General features: G+C 45.7%; 20 protein-coding genes. 4 read left to right on the forward strand and 16 right to left on the reverse strand.

The window, feature by feature from the left end; translation table 11 throughout:
* Positions 1-17 precede the first annotated feature (17 nt).
* Both ACNAZ4_RS10840 and ACNAZ4_RS10845 read left to right on the forward strand, forming a co-directional pair.
* Positions 18-881: a permease gene (locus tag ACNAZ4_RS10840; RefSeq protein ID WP_415814384.1), complete on the forward strand. Its 864-nt coding sequence runs from the start codon at positions 18-20 to the stop codon at positions 879-881.
* A 36-nt stretch (positions 882-917) separates the two neighbouring features.
* Positions 918-1049, forward strand: coding sequence for a hypothetical protein (locus ACNAZ4_RS10845; RefSeq protein ID WP_415814385.1), 132 nt, complete (start codon positions 918-920; stop codon positions 1047-1049).
* Between the two features lie 201 nt (positions 1050-1250).
* On the opposite strand, the gene ACNAZ4_RS10850 is transcribed toward ACNAZ4_RS10845, so the two are convergent.
* The 3 genes from ACNAZ4_RS10850 to ACNAZ4_RS10860 form a co-directional block, all read right to left on the reverse strand.
* Entirely contained in the window at positions 1251-2516 is a 1266-nt protein-coding gene (locus tag ACNAZ4_RS10850; protein ID WP_415814387.1) for a hemolysin family protein, read from the reverse strand.
* Positions 2517-2731: 215 nt separating this feature from the next.
* Positions 2732-3232, reverse strand: coding sequence for a flavodoxin domain-containing protein (locus tag ACNAZ4_RS10855; protein ID WP_415814389.1), 501 nt, complete (start codon positions 3230-3232; stop codon positions 2732-2734).
* Between the two features lie 465 nt (positions 3233-3697).
* Complete coding sequence (locus ACNAZ4_RS10860) at positions 3698-4201, reverse strand: methylated-DNA--[protein]-cysteine S-methyltransferase (protein ID WP_415814390.1); 504 nt, start codon at positions 4199-4201, stop codon at positions 3698-3700.
* A gap of 218 nt (positions 4202-4419) precedes the next feature.
* Here ACNAZ4_RS10860 and ACNAZ4_RS10865 point away from each other — a divergent pair, with 218 nt between their 5' ends.
* Together ACNAZ4_RS10865 and ACNAZ4_RS10870 are read left to right on the forward strand one after the other, a co-directional pair.
* Positions 4420-7458, forward strand: coding sequence for a GNAT family N-acetyltransferase (locus ACNAZ4_RS10865; protein WP_415814391.1), 3039 nt, complete (start codon positions 4420-4422; stop codon positions 7456-7458).
* An 11-nt stretch (positions 7459-7469) separates the two neighbouring features.
* Positions 7470-8324: an amidohydrolase family protein gene (locus ACNAZ4_RS10870; RefSeq protein WP_415814392.1), complete on the forward strand. Its 855-nt coding sequence runs from the start codon at positions 7470-7472 to the stop codon at positions 8322-8324.
* 226 nt (positions 8325-8550) lie between these two features.
* Here ACNAZ4_RS10870 and ACNAZ4_RS10875 read toward each other — a convergent pair whose 3' ends face one another.
* The 13 genes from ACNAZ4_RS10875 to ACNAZ4_RS10935 all read right to left on the reverse strand — a co-directional run bounded on the left by ACNAZ4_RS10875 (position 8551) and on the right by ACNAZ4_RS10935 (position 22835).
* Positions 8551-10149, reverse strand: a complete 1599-nt coding sequence (locus ACNAZ4_RS10875) for an aspartate:alanine exchanger family transporter (RefSeq protein WP_415814394.1) — start codon at positions 10147-10149, stop codon at positions 8551-8553.
* 439 nt (positions 10150-10588) lie between these two features.
* Positions 10589-10891, reverse strand: coding sequence for an antibiotic biosynthesis monooxygenase family protein (locus tag ACNAZ4_RS10880; protein WP_415814395.1), 303 nt, complete (start codon positions 10889-10891; stop codon positions 10589-10591).
* Positions 10891-11835 (reverse strand): siderophore ABC transporter substrate-binding protein, encoded by a 945-nt coding sequence (locus ACNAZ4_RS10885; protein ID WP_415814396.1) that lies wholly within the window; start codon positions 11833-11835, stop codon positions 10891-10893. The genes ACNAZ4_RS10880 and ACNAZ4_RS10885 overlap by 1 nt, the downstream gene beginning before the upstream one ends.
* A gap of 18 nt (positions 11836-11853) precedes the next feature.
* Positions 11854-12615 (reverse strand): iron ABC transporter ATP-binding protein, encoded by a 762-nt coding sequence (locus tag ACNAZ4_RS10890; protein ID WP_415814397.1) that lies wholly within the window; start codon positions 12613-12615, stop codon positions 11854-11856.
* A complete protein-coding gene (locus ACNAZ4_RS10895) occupies positions 12612-13562 on the reverse strand; it encodes an iron chelate uptake ABC transporter family permease subunit (protein WP_415814398.1) in 951 nt (316 codons plus the stop codon). Before ACNAZ4_RS10895 ends, ACNAZ4_RS10890 begins: the two co-directional genes overlap by 4 nt.
* The gene (locus ACNAZ4_RS10900) at positions 13555-14505 is read right to left on the reverse strand and encodes an ABC transporter permease (protein ID WP_415814400.1); all 951 of its coding nucleotides are present in this window, start codon (positions 14503-14505) and stop codon (positions 13555-13557) included. Before ACNAZ4_RS10900 ends, ACNAZ4_RS10895 begins: the two co-directional genes overlap by 8 nt.
* 186 nt (positions 14506-14691) lie before the next feature.
* Complete coding sequence (locus ACNAZ4_RS10905) at positions 14692-16656, reverse strand: beta-propeller fold lactonase family protein (protein WP_415814401.1); 1965 nt, start codon at positions 16654-16656, stop codon at positions 14692-14694.
* 25 nt (positions 16657-16681) lie between these two features.
* Positions 16682-18757, reverse strand: coding sequence for a hypothetical protein (locus ACNAZ4_RS10910; protein WP_415814402.1), 2076 nt, complete (start codon positions 18755-18757; stop codon positions 16682-16684).
* A 217-nt stretch (positions 18758-18974) separates the two neighbouring features.
* Positions 18975-20030 carry an aromatic acid exporter family protein gene (locus tag ACNAZ4_RS10915; protein WP_415814404.1) on the reverse strand — a complete coding sequence of 352 codons (1056 nt, stop codon included), beginning with the start codon at positions 20028-20030 and terminating at the stop codon, positions 18975-18977.
* A 103-nt stretch (positions 20031-20133) separates the two neighbouring features.
* Entirely contained in the window at positions 20134-20826 is a 693-nt protein-coding gene (locus ACNAZ4_RS10920) for a hypothetical protein (protein WP_415814405.1), read from the reverse strand.
* Positions 20823-21572 carry a hypothetical protein gene (locus tag ACNAZ4_RS10925; RefSeq protein ID WP_415814406.1) on the reverse strand — a complete coding sequence of 250 codons (750 nt, stop codon included), beginning with the start codon at positions 21570-21572 and terminating at the stop codon, positions 20823-20825. The genes ACNAZ4_RS10920 and ACNAZ4_RS10925 overlap by 4 nt, the downstream gene beginning before the upstream one ends.
* On the reverse strand, positions 21550-22455 hold the full coding sequence (locus ACNAZ4_RS10930) for an ABC transporter ATP-binding protein (RefSeq protein ID WP_415814407.1): 906 nt from the start codon (positions 22453-22455) through the stop codon (positions 21550-21552). Before ACNAZ4_RS10930 ends, ACNAZ4_RS10925 begins: the two co-directional genes overlap by 23 nt.
* Positions 22452-22835, reverse strand: a complete 384-nt coding sequence (locus tag ACNAZ4_RS10935) for a GntR family transcriptional regulator (protein ID WP_415814409.1) — start codon at positions 22833-22835, stop codon at positions 22452-22454. Before ACNAZ4_RS10935 ends, ACNAZ4_RS10930 begins: the two co-directional genes overlap by 4 nt.
* Positions 22836-22919: the final 84 nt, after the last annotated feature.

Consider the following 22919-nt stretch of genomic DNA (forward strand, 5'->3'; position numbering starts at 1 on the left):
GAAGAAGGTAGAAGAATATGATTGAATTTCTTCAAAGCTTTTTATGGATAGCCCTTGAATTGACCGTGCTTTTTATTGGGATTTCCTTCTTGATCAGCCTGCTTCAGGGTTACATTCCTTATGAAAAAATCGAAAAGAAACTGACAGGGGGCAATAAGGTGCTGGCCAGCTTTGCCGCCATCCTGTTCGCTTTTATCACACCATTCTGTTCATGCTCCACGATTCCGGTCGTCGTCAATATGCTCAAAAAGAAAATCCCTTTTTCAATCGTCATGGTTTTCCTTTTCGCCTCGCCTGTTTTGGATCCGACGATTTTAACCATAATGGGTGTCGTTATGGGCTGGAAGGTTACGATCATTTACACCGTCATCACAAGTATTTTCTCGGTCATCATCGGTTTTTCACTTGATAAACTCGGGTTCCAACGTTATGTAAAAAACGTCCTTATGTCTGGTTATGAAGAAAAGAATCAGAAATTCAATTGGCGTTACGCTTTGAATGAAACCTGGGCGCTGATGAAAAGCGTATACCCTTACTTGCTGATAGGCGCTGCGATCGGTGCGGTCATCCACGGCCTCGTGCCAACGGATTTCATCACCAAATGGTTCGGGCACGATACCTGGTGGCTCATCCCGGTAGCGGCAATCGCCGGCATCCCATTGTACATCCGCTTATCAAGCATGATCCCGATCTCGCAAATGCTGATTTTAAAAGGAATGGCGCTTGGTCCGGTAATGGCGATGATGATCAGTTCAGCTGGCGCCAGCCTGCCGGAAGTCATCCTGTTAAAATCAATCTTTAAAAAGCAGCTTGTGATCGCCTTCATTGCATCCGTGATCACAATGTCCACCATCTCTGGGTTTGTGTTTTACTTCGTTTAATTAATCAAAATTCATTGATGAAAGGAGGTGATTTCAATGGCTAACTTTATTAAAATCCTGTTGGGCAGCAACTCTAAGTCTGATTGCTGCAGCGTGGAAATAAAAGAAGTTGAGGAAACAGAAGAAAAAGCTGAGGCTTGCTGTGGCGGGGATGCTGCTTGCTGCTAGTATTTTTACAATAATAGGAAGACGGTGCAATTAGCATGAATTTACGTGCAATTAGCATCATTTTACGCGCAATTCCCTAGCTTTATTGTGCAATTACCGGTAATCTTCGCGAGATTATCGCTCATCGTTAAGAGAATAATTTTTCCTGTAAACAAAAAAGGTGGAACCAGGCATCTAAAACGCCTGATTCCACCTTCTTTTTTATTCTTCTACCTCTAAAACGGGCATGATTTCCACTTTAATTTTACGGATACGATGATTCTCTACTTCTTTTACGATGATCCGCAGGTTTTCATAAACGAATGTGTCGCCGTTTACCGGAATGCTCTCCAGTGTTTCAAAAATCCAGCCGCCGAGGTTATGGTACGACGTCTCTGGCATCGGCACATTGAACAATTCGGCAAAGTCATCAAGATCGTAGGCTGCTTCAAACTCATACGTGCTCTCATCGATTTTTGTCATGATATTGACCTTCTCATCATGCTCATCCCAGATCTCGCCGACCAGCTCTTCAAGGATGTCTTCAAGTGTGATCAAGCCGCTCGTGCCTCCAAACTCATCTACAGCGATGGCCATATGGCTCTTCGTTCTCTGCAGCTCAGGCAGCAGCGTGGCGATTTTCATTGATTTCACCACAAACATCGGCTGGCGCAGCATTTCACGCACATTGACCTCTTTATTCTGGATCAACTCGGCAAAAAACTCACGTTCAGACAAGAAGCCGATGATATTATCTATATTGTCTTCATAAACCGGGATCCGCGAGAAGCGTTCTTCAAGGAAGATTTGCTTGATTTCCTCGATGGACTGGTTTACTTCGATTGTAATCATATCCATTCGATGTGTTAATATTTCGCCGACAAGAACATCGTTGAATTCCAGGGAACGGTGTACAAGCTCCCTCTCCTCGTTGTTGATGACGCCTTCTTCTTCACTGATGTCGACCATCACCTTGATTTCTTCTTCAGTGACAGACGGCTGGGCTTCCCCGTCCTTCGAGAACAATCTCGATACGAATGCCTTCAATTTACTGAACAAGAAATTGATCGGCGTCAGGACTTTAATCAGCAACAAAAGAATACCGGAAATCTTTAACGAATAAGCTTCTGCATTTTCCTTCGCGATCGACTTTGGCAAAATTTCACCAAAAATCAGAATCAAGATCGTCATACCAAAAGTACTGATGATAAGACCTGTGCTTGCACCGAACAGATCGACAGCTACCTTGGATGAAATACTCGCCGCCGCAATGTTCACGATATTGTTACCTACTAGAATTGTAGACAGCGCGTCATCGAAGTTCTCCGAAATATACAAAGCATTCTTGCTGCCAGCGCGGCCTTCAGACTCATAGTTTCGCAGCCTGATTCTATTGACGCTGGAAAAAGCGGTTTCTGCCGAAGAAAAGAAGGCAGACAACAGAATTAAAACACCTAATAAAATGACTAAACCTATGGGAACTTCCAAAAAAATTCACTCTCCGAAAAAAAATTTGTCAGAATATATTTTACTGGTCCAGAGTAAATAAATCAAATACTCTAGCTCAGCCTCATACATGTACGGTTTACCCGGCACAAAGGTTTCATAATCAAAGATTCTTTGTTTCTTCGGCTGTCAATTTATTCTTATTCGTTTGATTATCCCCAAAAAAAAAATGAAGGCTCTAATTAAAGCCTCCAACTCTAAACAGGTAAATATTTATGGTTCCGATTGAATGCATCGGCGAAATCAAGGATTGCTTCCACATCGAACCTCGACAGATCCTCTGTCTCTCCGCTGACACTTTTCGCAATGATTTTTTCAAAGAAATTCATTTTCGAAAAAATGAACTCGCCGCCGAACAGCCCCTTCGCTATTGCCGCTTCCCTCAGTTTAACCGGAAACGCCGATTCAAACTGCTCGTGAGCGTCCTTCCCCTCCCTCATGCAGCAGAGAAATAATCCAAGATTCTTCCTCTGGAGCACATCCTCATGCTCCTTCATGAACTTCTTAATCTTCCCCTGGATGCTGCCGCCATGGATGGAACCGCCAATCATCACCGAATCAAACAGCTCCAAATCCGAATGAAGCTTCGTTTTATCAAGATTGATGGCAATGACATCCCCATCAATCTGCTTTCGTAAAAGATGCACCGCTTTTGCTGTCGTACCATGCGTTGAGCAGTAAACAATCAAACTCTTCATTCAATCGCCCCCATCAGCTCTCTGGTATCCTGCAACCGTCCATTTGGGTTCATTATAGCTTTTGGGTGCAGAAAAAGTGTGAGAGATGTATGGCAGATTTCTTACAATTTGAGTTTATCTGATGTGATTATTGGTGGTTCACCTGCTCAGGGACAGTTGGTTCTACTTGTGACCGAGATCTGTGATTCTCCCTCTTTTCGGACACATTTTAGCTCTACTTGTGACCGAAATCCGNGACTCNCCCTATTTTCGGGCAAATGTTACCTTCACTTGTGACCCAAATCTGTGTTTTCCCCTNTTTTCGGGCACATGTCAGCTTCACTTGTGACCCAAATCTGTGTCTTCCCCTATTTTCGGGCACATGTTACCTTCACTTGTGACCCAAACCTGTGTCTCCCCTCTTTTCGGGCACATGTCAGCTTCACTTGTGACTGTAATCTGCGACTTTCACCTTTTTCAGGCACATCAACGCTTACTATACTCTTTCTCCAACTCCAACAAATGCTGTTTCATCTTAATTCCGCCTCGGTACCCTGTGATCGACCCATTTTTCCCGATTACCCGGTGGCAGGGTACGGTGATCAGGACGGGGTTTGCGCCAATTGCGGTTCCGACTGCTCTTACTGCGGCGGGCTTGCCGATTTTTTCGGCGATGTCTGAGTATGTATATGTCGCACCATAAGGGATTTCCCTCAATGCTGTCCAGACGGCTTCCTGGAAGGGGGTTCCTTTTACATCGACCGGCAGTGAAAAATCAGTGCGTGCTCCCTCCAGATATTCCTTCAATTCACCTGAGTATGGTTCCAGTGCTTCTGCATTCTCTGTGAATTCCGCGCCCGGGAACTTTTTTACCATTTGCTCATAGTCTTCCTCTGGCGATCCGACATAGCATAGACCTTTAGACGTTGCTGCAATATAAATTTTTCCTTGATCATATTCAAGGATTGCCCAATGAATCGTTTGTTCCATAAAGCCTCACTCCTCTTTTTCTTCATTATATCTAAAAATCTTGCAAACTAAATAGATTGAATTTTCTTTACACTAGCAAAATTTCCCTTTACGATGAAGATGGAGTGCTTAGTACACTCCCATCAAATCAAAGGAGGTCATAAACATGGACAATGCAAAAAAGCAGCTTATTTTATCTAAAAAGGAAGATGGCCCGTAGTTAAGAGAGGAGAATGGACGTGACACAATTGAACAAGGTGATTCAAATTGAGAAATACCACGATGGATTGGCGGCAAGGGTCGCTAAGATGTGGAACCTGAGCCGTGATGGCTGGGGCGGTGATACGCGCGTCATGACGGAGGAGCAGGTCAAGAAAAAGGAAGCGAACTCGGACAATATCGAGCTGTACCTCGCGCTGGACGGTGAAGAAGTCGTCGGATACTGCGGTCTGTCGGAGTATAAGGAGGATACAGGTTCACTGTATATTCCCCTGCTCAATGTACGCCCGGATTATCAAGGACACAAAATCGGCAAGAAGCTCGTGCTTCATGCGCTGGTAAAAACCGTGGAACTTGGCTGGCCACGGCTTGATCTTTACACATGGGCCGGGAACACGAAGGCGGTACCACTGTATAAAAAATGCGGCTTTTTCTGGGAAGACCGGGATGATTCAACCCATTTGATGAATTTCATTCCGCAAGTGCTGAACACGCCACTGTTGCAGCCAGTGTTCGAAAAGCTGGATTGGTATGAGGACAGTACGAGAATGATAGAAGTGAAGCCGGACGGAATCAGGGAAAATGGCTTTACCTTCTATGAATATAGCTGGCAGAACGGAAACGTTAATGCCAGGGTTCAATTCGAGAGAACAAGCAGAGGCATGTCGCTCGTTGAAACAGATGACTTCCTTCTCGAAATGAAGATGGCCGACCATGAAGTCATCCAGGAGGAAGAACGAAAATTCGAAATCAGGATTGTCAACAAAAGCAGTGAGCCACTCAGTTTTAAAGCAAGCGGCGCCTCCGAAGGTCGTGTCTCTTACCAATTCGACTCTGATGTAGTAGTACTTGATGAATCTACTATTTCGGAAGTTTTTACCGTTAGAAAAGGTGAGGAACCAAGCAACTGGCGGACCCACCCAAGCGTCAATACTACGGTCTTGGTGAACGGGCTTGCATGTGAGCTGAAACTGGGAATCTTCCCGATCGACCCGGCAAAAATTGAAGCCAGTTACAACGGCAATCTCAGTTTTCTAAACAAAGAAACTACGATTCAAGTAGAAGTGAAAAACAATCTGCGGGATGACGCGGAGTTCCTTTTACAATTCCCTGAAACAAGACAGGTAGTTTTAGAGAATGATACTTACCGTGTAAATGTCCCTGCGAACGGACGAAAAACTATCACAGTTCCTTTAACAGTAAAAGAGTATGGTTTTTACAACCCTGAATTGAAGATTACCGCCACAAAAGAAAACGGTGCTCAGCTAACCTTTGAACAGGAGATTTCTGTTGCGTTCAAAGGGATGGGCGAGAAATTCGGCGGGGAATCGAAGGATTTCTGGCATATCTTCAATGGTCTTGGCCAAATCAATGTCCGCAAGCGGGACCTGTTGACGACTGCTGCTAAAAATCCCAAAAGACAGCAGCCTTTTGCATTCATGACACCGAAGCTCGGGAAGCCTTATTCTCTCGAGTTCACGAAAAAAAGCCCGGAATCAGTCACGTGGGAAGCAAATGATGATTCCATCGATCTGAAAATAAAGCTGGCTTCAGGCGAAATGGAAGGTCTCCTTTTAACTCAGACCTACCGTTTGTTTGGGGACGGCATCATCCATACGTGGGCCGAAATTGAAAATCAGGGAACATTGGCCCACGAGAACGTTGCTTTCAGCCAGCCTGTCTATCAGGAGATCGAGCAGGCCTATTTCCCGCTGGACAATCAGGTTGTCCATTTTTCCGGCAATCGCATCATCGAGTTCGGGGATCTGGATTCCAAGATGATCACAGGAAACTGGTATTTTTCCGAGGGTTCTTCAGGTCCAATCGGGCTGAGCTGGTCTGAAAAAAGTAACGCAGCTCCTGAGGGCTGGCAGTTTGTGATTGAGGACCAATTCGGCAAAATGGAACCCGGTGCGAAGGCTGTTACAGAAAAAATCACGCTGTCACTTGGGGCGTTCCAGAATTTCGAGGAATTCATGGCCTATGCAAACCAGACTTCAATTTTTAAAAAGCCGGAGACGACAGGCGAATTCGGATTCCAGGCGGAGCAGTTGGTCGTCCGTCCTGATGCCGAGCCAACTTTTACGTTAAAAACATACAGGAACAGCTACCTGGATGGCAAGCTTACCATAGAAAATGAAAATCATGCCATCAACTCTGATTTGGAGAGGACGGCTTATTCCGTTACCTCCGATCTGCAATGGAGGCCAATTTCTATCGTTGACGCTTTTTATGAAGGAAACGGGACGGAGGCCGGATTCTCGGAATTGCTGCTGTCTCCTGCTGGCACGGTTTCTTCTGGCATTGAAGGCGGAGGTTTCACTGTTGATAATGGTGTCATTAAGCTGAAGGCAGATCCTGATTTTTATCCAGGGGTTTACTCACTCCAGGTGAACGGCCAGGAATGGCTCGCCCATTCTTATCCTGAACCGACGGCGAAGAGCTGGTGGAATCCATGGGCTGGCGGCATGAAGACAGCGCCGTACGGAATCAACACCTTCTCATTGTTAAAAGAAAACAGCACCGCTTCCGTGGTCGAACGGAAGGACAATGACGGCAACAAGTGGATGGGTCTAGGGATCACCACCGAATTCAAGGAGCATAAAGATTGGAAAGGCGTTCAGTATGTTCAATATTACTTACTGCTTCCAGGCGTGCCGGTATTCGCTTCTTTTGCCGAGGTCGTGAATGATGCCGGCAAAAATATCGCCAAGGAAGAGTGGATGACAGATATCTTTGCCGGAGCTGATAATCTGGCAGACTTCAGGATTTCCGTGGACGATGACAAAACCATGCGCACCTACCACCCTGGCAGTGAGGAGATTCCGCTGCTGCTTGATGGCGACTCCTATATCGGAACGGTTCATTCACAAGAAAAGCTTTATCTTGTTCCTAACAACGATGCGGGAGTTACCGAGGCATATACGAATAAAGAAGTGCTCCAGCTCACTTCCAAACATCAGGGCAATTTTGAAAAAAGCGCTCCGCTGTTCCTGTTGTTTGATGACCGCAAATTGTCAGCAAATCTGTTGAAAAAGCTGAGAAGAGTCCAATTTTAAAAGGAGAAAACATGAAAATCATCGATGCCCATATCCATCTATCAAATATAAAATCCTTTTATGAAACGGCCGAGAAGCTGTCGTTCGTCGACTATTCCGCAGCCGGCATCCTGCAAGAGTTCAAGGATGCCAATGTGGTTCTCGGAATTGGCATGGGTTTGACCGAAACCGACAAGATGGGGTTCCCGGATTATGAAGCCCGGACGCCGATGGGATTGGATTTGGAAGCTGAGATTCCAGCTAATATCTTCTGGTGTGCCGGGGTGAATCCGTACGACCTTGATGAGGCAGCGCTCACCCGACTTGAGACAGAACTGCAAAATCCGAAGACAGTCGGAATTAAGATTTATCTCGGATACTATCCGTTTTATGCTTATGACGCTGTGTATGAACCCGTCTATCAGCTAGCGGCAAAATACCAGCTTCCGGTCGTGTTCCATACTGGCGATACGTATTCGGAACGCGGATATCTGAAATATTCCCATCCGATGGCCATTGACGAGGTCGCGGTCAATCATCGAGATGTCAATTTCATGATGGCCCATTTTGGGGATCCATGGACACTGACCGGTGCGGAAATCATTTATAAGAACCCGAATGTTTTTGCTGATCTGTCAGGATTGATCGTCGGGACGAAAGCGGAATTGGATAAGCGCAGTCAAGGGCGTTTCCTCGACCACCTGCGCCATGCATTGGAATTTGCCGATTCATACGATAAGCTGCTGTTCGGCACAGACTGGCCGCTGATCCCGATCGGACCTTACATCGATTTTATCAAGGACCTGATCCCTCCGGAGCACCATGAGGATGTATTTTATAATACGGCACTTAAAGTGTTTCCAAAAATAAGGCTGTTTGTTGGGTAGTGTATTTCCTATAAAAAAAAAGAGAAGTCCCGTTACCACTATGGTAATGGGACTTCTATCGTTAAAGAATATCTCTGCAGCCAGGAAGGCAGATGACAGCCTCTGGAAGATCGGTTTTTCGACTTCAAATAATCTTTCTTCTAGGTTGATGGAGTCATGGGTGTAAGCAGTTCCGAACCCATGGTCCATGTTTTCGACAATATGGATTTCATGTTCACCCCGGTTCTTATAAAAAGAAAATCAAAACCTGTGAGGCAATCGCGACTGAGATCAGCGCGAATGGATAGGCGGCGGCATAGGCGATGGCTGGGTCTTCTGAGTCCATCAGCTGGTTGGTCGCACCGAGTCCAGGGGTGCTTGTCATTCCGCCGCATAAGGCGCCTAATGAGTGAATGATGCTGAGCCGGAAGAGCTTTCTGGCGATGAAAAAGCCGGCGACCACGGGCAGAATCGTGATGATCGCTCCGCCGATGACGAGATTGAAGCCTTCCTGCTGGATGACCTGGACGATGCCTTTTCCGGCGGTCGTACCGGCACCGGCAAGGAACAGGACTAGTCCGATATCACGGATGACCTGGTTCGACGGCTGGTAATAGCGCGCGCGGATCGGTCCAAGTCTTCCAAAGTGGCCGATAATCAGCGCAATGAACAACGGTCCGCCGGCGACACCGAATGTGATTGTCCCCAGTTTTGGAAAATGAATTGGCACCATCCCAGCTAGGACGCCAAGAAGCATTACAAGGCTCAGCGATAAAATGTGGATATTGGTCACTGTCAGTTTTTTTCTGCTGAACAGCTTTTCGACATCATCCAAGCGGTCTTTGCTGCTGACCAGCGCCAGGACATCGCCGCGCTCCAAACGCCATTTTGGATTCTGATTGAATTCGAAGCCGCCACGTTCGATCCTGGTAACTGTTACACCATATGTGCGTCTTAGTTCAAGTTCCTTGATGGTCTTCCCAATCAATTCTAGTGCGTCCACCGTAACTTTGCGGAGTTCTACGTTGTCATGGTTTACGGTGTTCGTCTCCACTTCACGGCCGATCTCCCCGCAAAGCTTTTTCAAATCGTTTGGCAATCCGACAGCGACTAGCCTGTCCCCTACCAGAATAACGGTATCATTGAGGGCGATGATATTCCGGTCGCCGCGGATGACCCGGCTGATGACGACCGAGTTGTTTCGATTGAATTTGAGCTCTTTTAGCGTTCTTTTATTAATAGAAGGACTGGTCACCTCAATCGTGATGACTTCAGGCGACTCATCGTTGCGGACAGGGCCTGATTTCTTTTTCAAATCCTCCGCAAGATCGACCTTCAGTACGCGCGGCAATAGCTGCACGAACAGCACCACTGCGAGGACGCCGAATGGGTAGGCAATCCCGTAGCCGACTGAGGCAAGCGGATCGCCAGTGGCCTGAAGGGCGGCGGCAAGACCTGGTGTACTAGTCAGCGCGCCCGTCATGATGCCGATGCTCAATGCCGGCGACAGATGGAACAGCTTGGACACGATAATCGTTGTTATGGAAGCAACCAGAACGATCAGCAAGCTAATGATGCCAAACACAATCCCGCTCGTTTTCATCATGCGGAAAAAGCGCGGTCCTGCTGACAAGCCCACGGCCACGATGAATAAGCCGAGTCCCAGCTGCTGGATAACCGGTGACACCTGGTAGCCGAAATGCCCGAACACCATGGCCGCCAGCAATACACCGGACGTTCCGAGACTTAGTCCGCGTATTTTGATTTCACCCAGCGCAGAGCCTAAAAATAAGATCACAAATAATAAAATTAACGGTTCCTCAAGCAAACCCTTTATGCCGTCCACAGATGATTCCTCCAAATAAATCCGTTTGTGAAAATCTACACAACATAGAATAGCACGACAAATAGCCATTTCCTAACCAAGAATTGACGAATTTATTACAAAAACAACATCCCTCTGGTGAAAACGTTTTTTTATGGATTTTCCTCAAAGAAAGGTTCAGTAAACGATAATTATGGCGTTTCGTGTTAAAAATCGTCCGGTTACCTATTGATCGTCTTCTTTTTACAAGCCAGCTAGTCGTAAAATCAGGCGCCCGATAGCGGAATGTTCATTTATATAGCGACTTTTTCATTTATATAGCGAGTTTTCTTTTTATATAGCGACTTTTCGTTTTTTATAGCGACATTCTCTTTTATATAGCGATTTTTTCATTTATATAGCGAATTGGAAAAAAACGCGGATCTTTTCCAATTAAAAAAGAGACTCTGAATCGAGTCTCCTACATTACATCATAAACATCCTGGGAGGATTCGATGATATAGTCTAGCTTTGGCTGGCCGATTTTGGCTTTGTGTCCGGCGATATGGTCGGGGTGCTTCTCCCAATTCTTCCAATCCTGTTCTGTTTGCCACCTGATCATCACCAGGACTTCTTCCTCGCCTCGACGGCTCTTTTTTACGAGAACCTGTTTATCAAGGAAGCCGGGCTGACTTTCAATCAGCATGCCTTTTTTCGAGAAGCGTTCAACCACTTGGCTTGAATGTCCCTCTTTCACAAGCAATCTCTTCATTTGATAGAACATTACAATGCCAACCTCACTTCTTCAATCATCGATTTCAGTGACTGCAAGCCGCCGCCGCTTAAGTACCAGTTGGTTCCGTCCAGGTAAATGACTTTTCCATTTTTGAAGGCGTCTGTCTTTTTCACGAGTTCGTTTTCGATTGTTTCCTTCGCACCGACTTCGCCTCCTACAGCGGCAGTACGGTCAATGACGAACAGGATTCCTGGATTTTTCTCAAGAATGTATTCGAAAGTAATGCTCTGGCCATGGGTGGATGCTTCAATATTTTCATCTGCTGCCTTGAAGCCGAATTCATCGTGGATGAATCCATAACGTGACCCGGAGCCATATGCGCTGACTTTGCCTTCATTCGCGAGCACGAGCAATGCTTTTTCATCTGCAGCGGATGCTTCTTTATTGATCTCATCGACGCTTGCATTGATGTCGGCCAGTTTTTCAGCAACAACATCTTCTTTTTCAAAAATTTCACCAATCAGCTTCATGTTCTTTTCAAATGATGCCATGTAATCGGTGTAGTCCATGCCGACAAATACGGTTGGTGCGATTTCTGCGAACTGATCATACAGTTCTGCCTGTCTTGGGGAAATGAAGATGATGTCAGGCTTCATCGCATGGATGGCTTCAAAGTCTGGCTCCTTCAGGCTGCCGACATTCGTATAGTCTTTTCCGGCATATTTTTTCAGGTACTCAGGAACGATGGCCTGTGGTACTCCGGTCACCTTCACATCCAGCTCATCCAGTGTATCCAGCACACCGAAATCGAAAACGACTACTTTTTCTGGATTCTTTTTGACTGTAGCTTCACCGTACTCATGTTTGATGGTCATTTCCTTTGCTTCATCCTTGCCAGAAGCTGCTGTTTTTTCTGTTGTTTCCTCAGAACCACATGCTGCCAATGCGAATAACATCGATAAAACTAAAGCAACTAAATAAAATTTTTTCATGGTATTTCTCCCCTTTTACTAAGAATTAAAATAAACGCAAATCCGGCAATTGTTCATTTCCTGGATTGGGATGTCCATATCGTAGATTTCTTTTAACGCGGCCGACTGGATGACCTCTCTCGTTAGGCCATCTTTGATGACTTTGCCATCCTTCAGGGCGACAATCCGGTCTGAATACACGGAAGCAAAATTGATATCATGCAGGACGATGACGACCGTTTTACCGAGGTCATCGACCAGCTGGCGAAGGATTTTCATGATCTGGACGGAATGCTTCATGTCCAGATTGTTCAGCGGTTCATCAAGCAGGATATACTCGGTATCCTGGGCGATGACCATCGCGATGAACGCCCGCTGCCTTTGCCCGCCTGAAAGCTCGTCGAGGTAACGGTCCTCCATATCTCTAAGGTGCAAATAGTCGATTGCCTGGTCAACAAACCGCTCATCTTCCTTAGTCAGCCTTCCCTTTGAGTAAGGGAACCTTCCGAAGGAAACAAGCTCACGGATCGTCAGTCGGACATTCATGTAATTGGACTGTTTCAGGATCGAGACAACCTTCGAGAATTCATTCGACTTCATTTTTCGTACATCGGTCTGGTCGATCAGCACCTCTCCGGAATCGGCATCGAGCAGCCGGCTGACCATCGAGAGCAGCGTCGATTTCCCGGCGCCATTTGGACCGATGAACGAAGTGATCTGGCCTCTTTGGATAGTGACTGTTACATCCTCCACGACACTTTTCCTTCCGTAAAACTTGGACAGTGAACGAATTGAAATCATTTTGATCGACTCTCCTTCAGCAGTATGTAAATGAAATACACGCCACCGATAAAATTGATGATGACACTCAGCGTCGTGGAGAAAGTGAACACTCTTTCCACAATCCATTGGCCGCCAACCAGGGCAATCACGCTGATTAAAATCGCTCCGCTAATGAGGACACTATGTTTGTAAGTTTTGAAAGCTTGATAGGAAAGATTTGCAACAATCAAGCCCAAAAAGGTCAGCGGTCCGACAAGAGCGGTGGATACTGAAATGAATACGGCAACGAGCACCAGCATTTTTTTTACGATAGAGTCATAGGGAACTCCAAGGTTAATCGCGTTCTCCCTGCCGAGTGACAGCACATCGAGATAGGGCGTGAATCTCCATGCATAAAGAATCAGCAGGATGATTAGGGCAACCGCCAGCCACACGAGATCCGTGTTGATATTATTGAAACTAGCAAACATTCGGTCTTGCACAATCTGAAACTCATTCGGGTCGATCAGCACCTGCAGGAAGGTCGTAATACTTGAGAAAAACGTTCCGACAATGATTCCGACCAGCAGCAAAAAGTAGATAGGCTGATTCCCTTTTTTAAAAAGAACCCGGTAAAGCAGCAGGGCAAACACAACCATGATGGCTACTGTTAACATGAAGTTCACCTGTTTATTGACGACTGTGACATGCCCGGAACCAAGGAAGAAAATCAGCACGGTCTGCAGCAGCATATAAAGCGAATCGAGGCCTATGATGCTTGGTGTCAGGATGCGGTTGTGGCTGATCGTCTGGAATACGACTGTCGAGTAGGCAATCGCAACTCCGGTGATCACCATCGCAGCGACTTTGTATGCCCTCCTTGGCAATGCATAATCAAAGCTGCCATTAAGGTCATGGAATAAGTACAAGGCACTCGCACCAATTGCGATTAAAGCAAGGAGGATTAATTTGACTGAGTTACGCATATGCCTTCCTCCTAAACAACAGGTACAAGAAAATTCCGCTTCCGATGACGCCGACCATCAAGGAGATGGAAATCTCATAAGGATAAATCAGCACACGGCCGAGGATATCAGTAACAAGGAGAAAATTCGCTCCCAGCAGTGCTGTGTGCGGCAATGTTTTTTGCAAATGGTCGCCTTTGAAAATCGAGATGATATTGGGGATGATTAGGCCGAGGAATGGAATCATTCCGACCGTCAGCACGACGGTGGCTGTAATCAATGCGACCAGGATTAATCCAGTATTGACGACCCGTTTGTAGGCGAGCCCGAGATTCTTGGAAAAATCCTCGCCCATGCCCGCCACTGTGAATCGATTGGCGAACAAGTAGGCAATCACCAGAATCGGAATGCTTATGTACAACAGCTCGTAACGGCCCTTCATGATCATCGAGAAATCTCCCTGCAGCCATGCGGACATGTTCTGGATGACATCAGCTTTGTAAGCAAAAAACGTTGAGATCGATGAAAGGATATTCCCGAGCATCATCCCGACGAGCGGAATGAAAATCGCATCCTTGAACTTGATCCGGTCAAGGATTTGCATGAACAAAAACGTTCCGGCAAGCGCGAACACAAACGCAACCAGCATTTTTTCAAAAGTGGATGCATTCGCAAAAAACAGCATCGAAACGAGGATTCCCAGTCTCGTCGCATCGAGCGTGCCTGCAGTTGTTGGGGACACAAACTTATTCCGGCTTAGCTGCTGCATAATCAATCCGGCGATGCTCATCCCTGCACCGGCAAGCAGAATTGCAATCAGCCGCGGAACCCTGCTGATCAGGAAGATTTCTGTCTCCTCTGATTTGAAATCAATCAGTTCGAGCGGTGTGATCCTGCTGACTCCAACAAAGAGAGAAAGCAATGAAAGAACTATCAAAGATGCTATCAAATAACGCTTTTTCATGGCCATGCTCCTAATCTATCGATAGATAATGATAATCATTATCAGTTAACCTCTTTAAATATTAAATGGTCTGGATAATAAAAGTCAATAACTAAATGAGAATTTTTTTCAATTAGATTGGATAATGTTGGTTTAACGTATAGATGACAAAAAAAAGCTCCTCTCAATCCAAGAGGAGCTTCAAAACTATTCAAGTGTACCGACGTATTCAGCAATCTTAACGATTTCACCTTTAGTTAAATCAGTTACTTCTTTTGTACTATGACGAGAAATCGCCTCTTCTAAAGTTTTTGCACTTCCATCATGGAAATAAGGCGCAGTAGCCCATACTCCTCTTAATGTCGGTGTATCGAAACGCTTGTGATCACGAGCATTTTTCATTGCCGCTCTTGCATCTCCGGCAGATTCCTTATCGAGAGTGCTAGCTGAGCCGATGTCATAAAGGAAATCTTGATTGTCTGTTGTCAGGTCTCCATTCCCATCCACAGCTTTTACACTATCCGTAAAATTCTCACCGCCATGGCAGGAAATGCAGCCGGCTTTGCCTTCGAACAGCTCCTTCCCTTCAAGGGCCGCTTTAGAAAGCTCTCCGTTTTTTGAGCGATATGGACTCTTTGGAGGCGGGAATGACTCCGGATTGTCCAAAAAGGCAAACATCGCATCGTACATATGAGCAACATCCTTAGGAAGCGGCTGGCCAGGATCATACTTCATCATGCCGCCCATTTCGCCCTGGACTGTCAAAAGATAATCCTCAAAGTCATCGCGGGTGCCATCCCACATGAAAAGTCCCGTTTTTGTTGTCAGCACATTGCTCGGAACATTCCGCGGCCCTTTAGGCGTCGTCAGCGTCAGTCCATTCATGTCGCCGTCGGCATGACAGGAAGCGCAGCTCATCCAGTTGTTCCCGGTAATATCCGCTGCGTATTCATCACTGTTCGCACTGTAAAAAATCGTCTTTCCTTCCCGTTCAAGCGGGTCCATTGGATCGTTCGAAACTAAAGCGATACTTTCCCCAGCTGCCTTAACGCGGGAATAGGATCCTCCGCCAGCTTTTAAAACGGACAAGTCATGGCTCATCGCATTATGGACGAATAGGCTTTCCCCATCCGGCGAAACCACGGCACCTCTTGGATTGTTCCCATTGATCCGTCTCACGATTTGTGTAGCATTCCCACCGCGCTTTAGATCAAACACTACTAAATCCTCACTGCCTGACATGACCGCATATGCTTTGCTGCCATCAGGCTTAAAGGCGATGTCATACGGATTCGAGACAATGATGGTCTGATTCTGGCTGTCAGACACATTGATTTCATCAAAGAGCTCTTTCCGTTCATCAAGGATCTCCACATCCCGTTCAAGATCAATGACGGATATGGCCGGAAAAATGGTTTCCTCAAAGTGGATCGGTGTATCGACATTTGTCAGCATGTGAGGAACCCAAGCTGTTTTACCATCGGGGCTGATCACAAATTGTTCAAGGGAATTGGGAATCCCCTGGCTCTTTTTTTGATCGCTTTTATTAGGGGATTCAGCCAGCTCGATTTCCTTGATTACTTTATTTTGGGCTGTGTCGATTACCGTGATGCTTCCGTTTAAATACTGTGGTACATAAATTTTGCCGCCATCTGCAGTGATAGCCAGTGAACGGGGGCGGTCTCCCACTTCAATCTCCTTGATTTGCTTCTTTTTCTGCAAATCAAAAACAGAAACGGTACCAGAACGGTAATTTGCCACATACAGGGTTTTTCCGTCCTGGCTTGTTAGGACGCCAAACGGTTCAATCCCTGTTTCAAGCGACTCGATTACTTTCTTGTCCTTAATCGACACTATATCGATCTTGTTGTCATACATATTGGCTACATACAGATATTTTTCATCCGGGCTGAGTGTCATCTGCCTCGGTTCTTTCCCTACCTTGACCTCAGCCACTACCTTCTGCTTTTTTGCGTCAATGAAGGAGACGGTATTAATATCGATGTTAGCCGTATAAATCATCGATCCTTCTTTATTCATCACGATATTATTGCTATTCACCGCATATTCACGAGTCGTGTCAAACCGCATCGTACCGCTCGCTTTATTCGTACAGCCGGCGATGGCAGCAGCAATCAGGCCAGCTAACAGGAAAAGAATCAGCTTTTTCATAGGAAACGCCTCTTTTTTTAGTAATCTACTTCTTGATCTCAACTGGCAGCAGAACAGGAGAAATACCGTATTTGCCGTGGCCTGCTTGAATTTGCGGGACATTGTCCTTATCTGTGTTTCCTAACTTTCCTTTTTTCAGATAAAAATCGCCAGTATCCCAGAACTCGCTTGCCTGCATGCCTTCTTCAAGACTTGGGCCGTCAATGACAGAATCAAAAAATTCAGTGTATCTGGAAGTAATCGTATCGATCTCCAGAGCTTCAGGCTGCTCCTTGTCGCTTTCATTATTGCTTAAATTGTTGATGGCAACCCTGAATACCGCAGCTACTCCGCCGGCAGTATACGCATCATACTTCATTTCTTCCTTGCCAGTTTTATAAGCTTTCACATCTTGATCCCAAAGTTTTTCATCCATTGCAGCATAAATATTACGTGCCGCTTCACGGTATTTTTCGTCTTTCGTAGCAAGATAGGCTCCAGTCAGACCGCGGAGTGCACCAAGCTGTGCCTGCAACGACTCCTCGTTGTCGGCACCCTGCCCAATTGTATAGCCTTTTGCGGCCAAGCCATTTTCCATGATCAGTTCATTCATGATAAAATCAGCCTGGGATTTGATCAGCTCGATTGCGCGCTTGCCTTCCTCAGTGCCTAGTCCTTCTGCACTCTCCCCGCTGGCGTAGCCAACCGGCAATCCGTCAATTGCTCTTTGGAAAATCCTCAAAGATTCAATTGTGTATCCCGCCTGGAATGTATCAACATAGTTCCCCTGCTTGCTGCCGTCATGTTCAGTGACAAAGGTTCCCTCATCATTATTGAAATGCATCGCGTCCATGTTTTTAAATACGTGAAGCAGGACATCCTTATTGACAGAATAAGGGTCAGTAGATTCTACATCATTCTGATTCTCTTTATCTAAGTTATCTTTTGGAGCTGAAGGATATGGGTTTCCGTCCAATAGAGCCCTGAAGGAAGGGGCGACATTCGGGTTCTCTGCCCGCTGGTCCGTCATTCCATAGAATTCAGCTGCCGGCCATAGCATCAGCCACTGATCATTCAACAGGCTTCGGCTGTCTGTAAGTTTCATAGACTTTGCGTTCGGCATCATATCATTGCCATCTTCCTCAACCTCAATTTTGTGAGGCAGGTAAACAAACCCCTGCGAAGGATCGTACTGGCTGCCGATACCTGCTGAAGTCAGCTCTTTTCCATTGTAAAAAAGACCTTGTTTAATATAATTGAGCTTATTCCAAATGCCTTCTACAAGGAACATTCCCTGCATGCCGTCAGGTGAACTTACACCCAGGGCCACATTTTCATCTTTGTCGTCATTTGGTGTTTCGCCTTCAAGCTCCTCATCCTTATCGATTGTATGGAAGCCGCCCAGGAAATCGCCTGCCCAGAGAGCCTGCTTTAAAAAGGTTCCGCCATAGGCTGCCGGGTTCAGCACCTTATCCATTTTCTCACGATCCCAGCGAAGAGATTTGAAGTTTACTTGATAGTTAGGTACATATGTATCTCCATCACCTGAAGCATACTCTTCCGTATCCACTTTCCCAACATAGTGGGGGTCTCCTTTCGAATACTCGATTAGAGTTGGGAACATATTCGAAAAGATCTCTTCACGAGGATATCCGACTGCATCCGCAAGTTCATAATATCTCTCCGCAAGTGCTTCATGATTTTCTTGGTTTTTTGTTTTTGCCAAAAGACTGACGATCGGACCATTAATCAAATGCAGCCCAAGCCCTGATTTTTCCGTTACTTCATACATTGCTTCCTCAGAATATTCATAGGCTTCGATGCCTGCTGTGTAATCAAATTTGGCAGGCTGATCGACTTCCTTGGGGTCGAGAATATCCAAGTCCACTCCAAGTCCTTCCAGCAATGGTTCACCTGATAATTCAAATTCTGCATAGGCAAACATGTTTGCTGCTGTATCAAAATTATAGTCGGTTACTTTTACGGAATAATCTTTTTTATTTTCAGCGGCTTTCGGAGAAATGCTTTCTTCCTTTACGCTTTCCTTTGTACAGCCAGCAGCAAAAAGTAAACTTCCTGCCATTGAAACAGATACAATCTTCTTCCATGTATTCTTATCCATTGAAATAATACCTCACAGTTATTGATAATGATTTTCATTTACATTGATAACAATTCTCATTTTACAGGAGGTTTCCACGCTAAACAACATTAAATTGATATTATCCATAAAATTGTAACAAAATGTTAGCTGCATTATTGCTATACTTTACTGACCCTCTGCAGTCAGTTACGTAAAACAAAGAAAAAAGCCCCTCATATTATCAATAAAAGGAGCTTCAGCTTATATCCAATGATTTTTCCAACAGCTTTTGATGCCTGATTTCGAATTTGTGGATGTGGTTCAATTCTTCGAGCAGGTCATGGATCGATACCAGTTCATAGTAGATGATCGTTTCTTCCGAGAACCGGTGGGCGTCCGCCTCACGCTCATCTACTTCATGTCTCAATAAGCCAAGCAATTCATTGACGACAGCATCATGCTCCTCGTCCAACAAAAAGTCAGGATGATGGAGTGCGGTCTTGATCGATTTAACCATCGCTTCTACTACACTCGCTTTTGTCTCAGATAAATGAATCGAAGGCAGCGAAAAAAGGTTTCCAACGTGATAATGGATTTGTCTCAAAATCGTCAGCTTTTTGAATTCGTAATGGATATTCCGCATATTCTTCCGGTCGAATTGATGCAGTTTCCATTCTTTCTTTTGGTATTTGCACAGTGTTTCAATGCTTTCCATGTCTTTGAGAATCCTCTGGAAGTCTGATCTCGTTTCCCGGTGCAGAGGCTGATGCTTGGTGATCTCTGTCCCTCTGCTGGCGATCAGATTGCCTGTCTCGTGGATCAATTGCTGAATTTTGGTCTTGATGGATTTGGAGTAATCCGGCCGGATCACCAGAAGGTTCACAAGCGTAGAGACGGTCAGCCCTGTCAATGTCGTCCCCAGACGGATGAAAAAGCTCGACAAATAGTGGTCATTAACGGTTGAAACCATTGCCACTCCTGTCAGTACCGCCACCAAAGCCCCATCATGAAGCTTCAGCCGGTGACAGGCAATGATTGTCGCAACGGCAACGAGCATATAGGTTAGCGGGCTGTGTCCGAAGGCAAAATTGAACACGACGGAAAACGCTGCGCCGATCGCCGATGCAGGGAATCTTACGTATGCTTTTCTGATGGAATCAGCTGCTGTCGGTTCGATTGTCACGATCGCCGTGATGACCGCGAACATTGGCGGCCAGCCGAGCAGCTCACAAATCAGTGCAGTAATGAAGACAGCAATCCCCGTTTTAAGGACCCTGCCTCCAACAAAGTTGAATTTTTTCAAAAATGCCATTTTCTCATTCCTCATTCTAAAGACCGTTTACCGTACTATTATAACGTAAGGGTCCAGTGATATGAAAACAACATAAAAAAAGAAACCCCTCAAGGAGGAGTTTCTATTCATTGATCACATAGCCTTCACCAGACACCTCTATATCCGCAGGAACCTTGATATAGATGAAATTTAAGCCTTGCATCATTCCGTAACCGCCGTTGAACTGCTCTCCATACTCAGAGAACTGGTTAAAAGGAAAAGCATTCGTGAATTTTACAAGTTCGACGTTTACAGGCACTGAAGGAGAAATTTCTAAAGTAGTTTCGGTTAATTTTATGTCTGGGGATGTGATTCGATCCGTTATATTGATATTGTCTATATACGAATAGGTGGAAAAATGGGTCACTTCTATCTCACTCCCGTGAGATTCCGCCTTTTCTATGAACACCATGGCATCGCTGGTCATTGCCTTAACGCTTAAATTCTTTCCGTCCAGTGGGAAGGCCCATGACGCCTTTTTCGTTAGCCCCTCTGCTTCTTCTATATTACCAGATTCGATAATGGAATAAATATCGTTGTTCAAACGTTCATTCACCTGTATTTCTTCGTCGGTCAGATATTCTGCTGGAAAGATTTCACCCTTGGGGACCATGAAAGAAAATATACTGGCGCAAAGCAGGGCGGTCACATAACCTGTGAACACCTTTGTGACGCCCCTCCCATTTATGAACCTGGAACCTAAGAACTTATTGGAGAAACTCCCAAAACTAATCATTAAGAGCAAGATAATAAATAGTAAGATAACCAGACTCATTTCCTCACCTCCAGGCTGTTCGAGATCCATATTGCAAATCCAAAGGCAATGATTGATGAAGATACGGCCTTAAAAAGGAACAATAGGAAGGAGGCTTCTCTCACGAATATCTGTCCTACATCAATCAGTAAGGTAGGTTCACTGGCAAAGAACGCATTAACAAATAGACTGCCGAAAAACAATGCTGGAAGGATGATGATGAAAATCCTGCTTCTTTGCACGAGAATCCCGACCAGGTAGCCCAGTGCCGTAAAAAGGAACAGATACAGGATCGTTCCGGCAAGGCCCTCAGCCATCTGCAGCGTTGATAATCGCTGGCTTTCAATGAACTCCCGCTCCTGCAGGAACAAGACGGACAGCTTCAGCGACTGGCTCGCAAGCAAGAAGGTCACTCCGCCAATGACACTTGCCCAGCCAAGGAACAGGATATTCGCCAAATGGCTACTCAGCCTGTTGGCCACAAATGCATAATCATCAAACCGGTACGCCTGGGTCGTAACGACAATCGCTGAAATGAACGCCCAGATCATCATGAAGGCAAGGATGATATTGCCCGAATAATTTCTCATATCATAAGAGAATGTATCAGATCCTCCGCCCCCGCCTCCTTCTCCTCCGAGCGAAAACAGAATTCCGATGATTTGCAATATCATAAGTGAAGTGAACATTCCCCGGTAGGATTTCAACTTGAATCGGAATTGCTTTTTCACAATATCCCAGAGGTTAATTTTTGTTAAAGACATCATCAATCCCGCCTTTCTCCTGGCTCGTCAAGTACAGACAGAGATCTTCGTTTGAAATCCCCGAAAACTCCAGGCTATTTTTCATTGCTGCCGAAATCTGGTCCTCTGACAAATCGTTGCGCACCACCGCGTAACTCCTGCCAAAACCAGCACTGCTCCGATGGAACACCTCATGTCCACTGAGCCAGCCATTCAGCACTTCTTCTTTCCCGCTGACAACGACTGCATATTCCCTCAGGTCTTCAACCGTCATATGCAAAAATTGCTTACCGTCCTTAAGGAGAAGAATGTCTTCGAGGATGTCCTCGACCTCGTTCAGGTGATGGCTTGAAATGATGATGGTCCTTGGGTTGGCAATGTAGTCTTTTAGCAGCGCCCGGTAAAAGTCTTTCCTGACACCAGCATCCATCCCGTTTGTCGGCTCATCAAAGATCGTCAGCGGACAGCGGGAAGCCAGGCCCAGAATCGCATTGAAGGTATTCTTCATCCCCTTCGACAGCCCGGTATGGTGCTGCTTCAGGTCGAGACGGAAATATTCCATAAGGTTCCTGGCCAATTTCATGTCCCAGTTAGGGTAAAAACTCGCTGCCGTATCCAATAGTTCGCCAATATTCAGGGAGGCTGGCAAATTCAAATCATTATCGACCATGATCATGTTTGCTGAGACAGCCAGGTTATTGAACGGATTTTCTCCAAATACCCTTACCTCACCTGAACTCTCACGCATGAAACCAGCGGCGATTTTCAGCATCGTCGTCTTGCCGGCTCCGTTCCTGCCTATCAACCCTGTAATCCTGTTTTCCCCGATTGAAAATGTCAGCTCATCCAATGCTTTCTTCTTACCATATGTCTTTGTTACATTTTCGAATTCCAGCACACTCATCATGAATCCCCCTTCAAGTCCCGTTTGGCTTCCTTGATCATCGCGACCAATTCCTCCTCAGTCACCTGGAGATGCTCCGCCTCCCGCACCAACTCTAGCACCAATGACTTCAATGTCTGGTTCCTCCGTTTCGCACTGATAATCTTTTTCGCATCCTCCGATACAAACATTCCGAGACCGCGCTTTTTATAAAGAATGTTTTCATCTGCTAAAATATTCAGCCCTTTTGCCGCTGTAGCCGGATTGATATTGAGCATTTCCGCAAGCTGATATTGCGAATGAACCTTCTCATCCTTCTTGATACTTCCGCTGAGGATCTCCGTTTCCAGCCACTCAGCAATCTGGACGTAAATTGGTTTCATGCTATCTGAATTAAGGATCAACCCCGCACCTCCTCTAACAGGTCACATAGTGCATTACTGTTGTAATGTACTATATAACATATTATGCAATTACTCAAGGGATAT

The organism is Mesobacillus thioparans (assembly GCF_965138835.1).
GTDB classification, from domain to species: domain Bacteria; phylum Bacillota; class Bacilli; order Bacillales; family Cytobacillaceae; genus Mesobacillus; species Mesobacillus thioparans.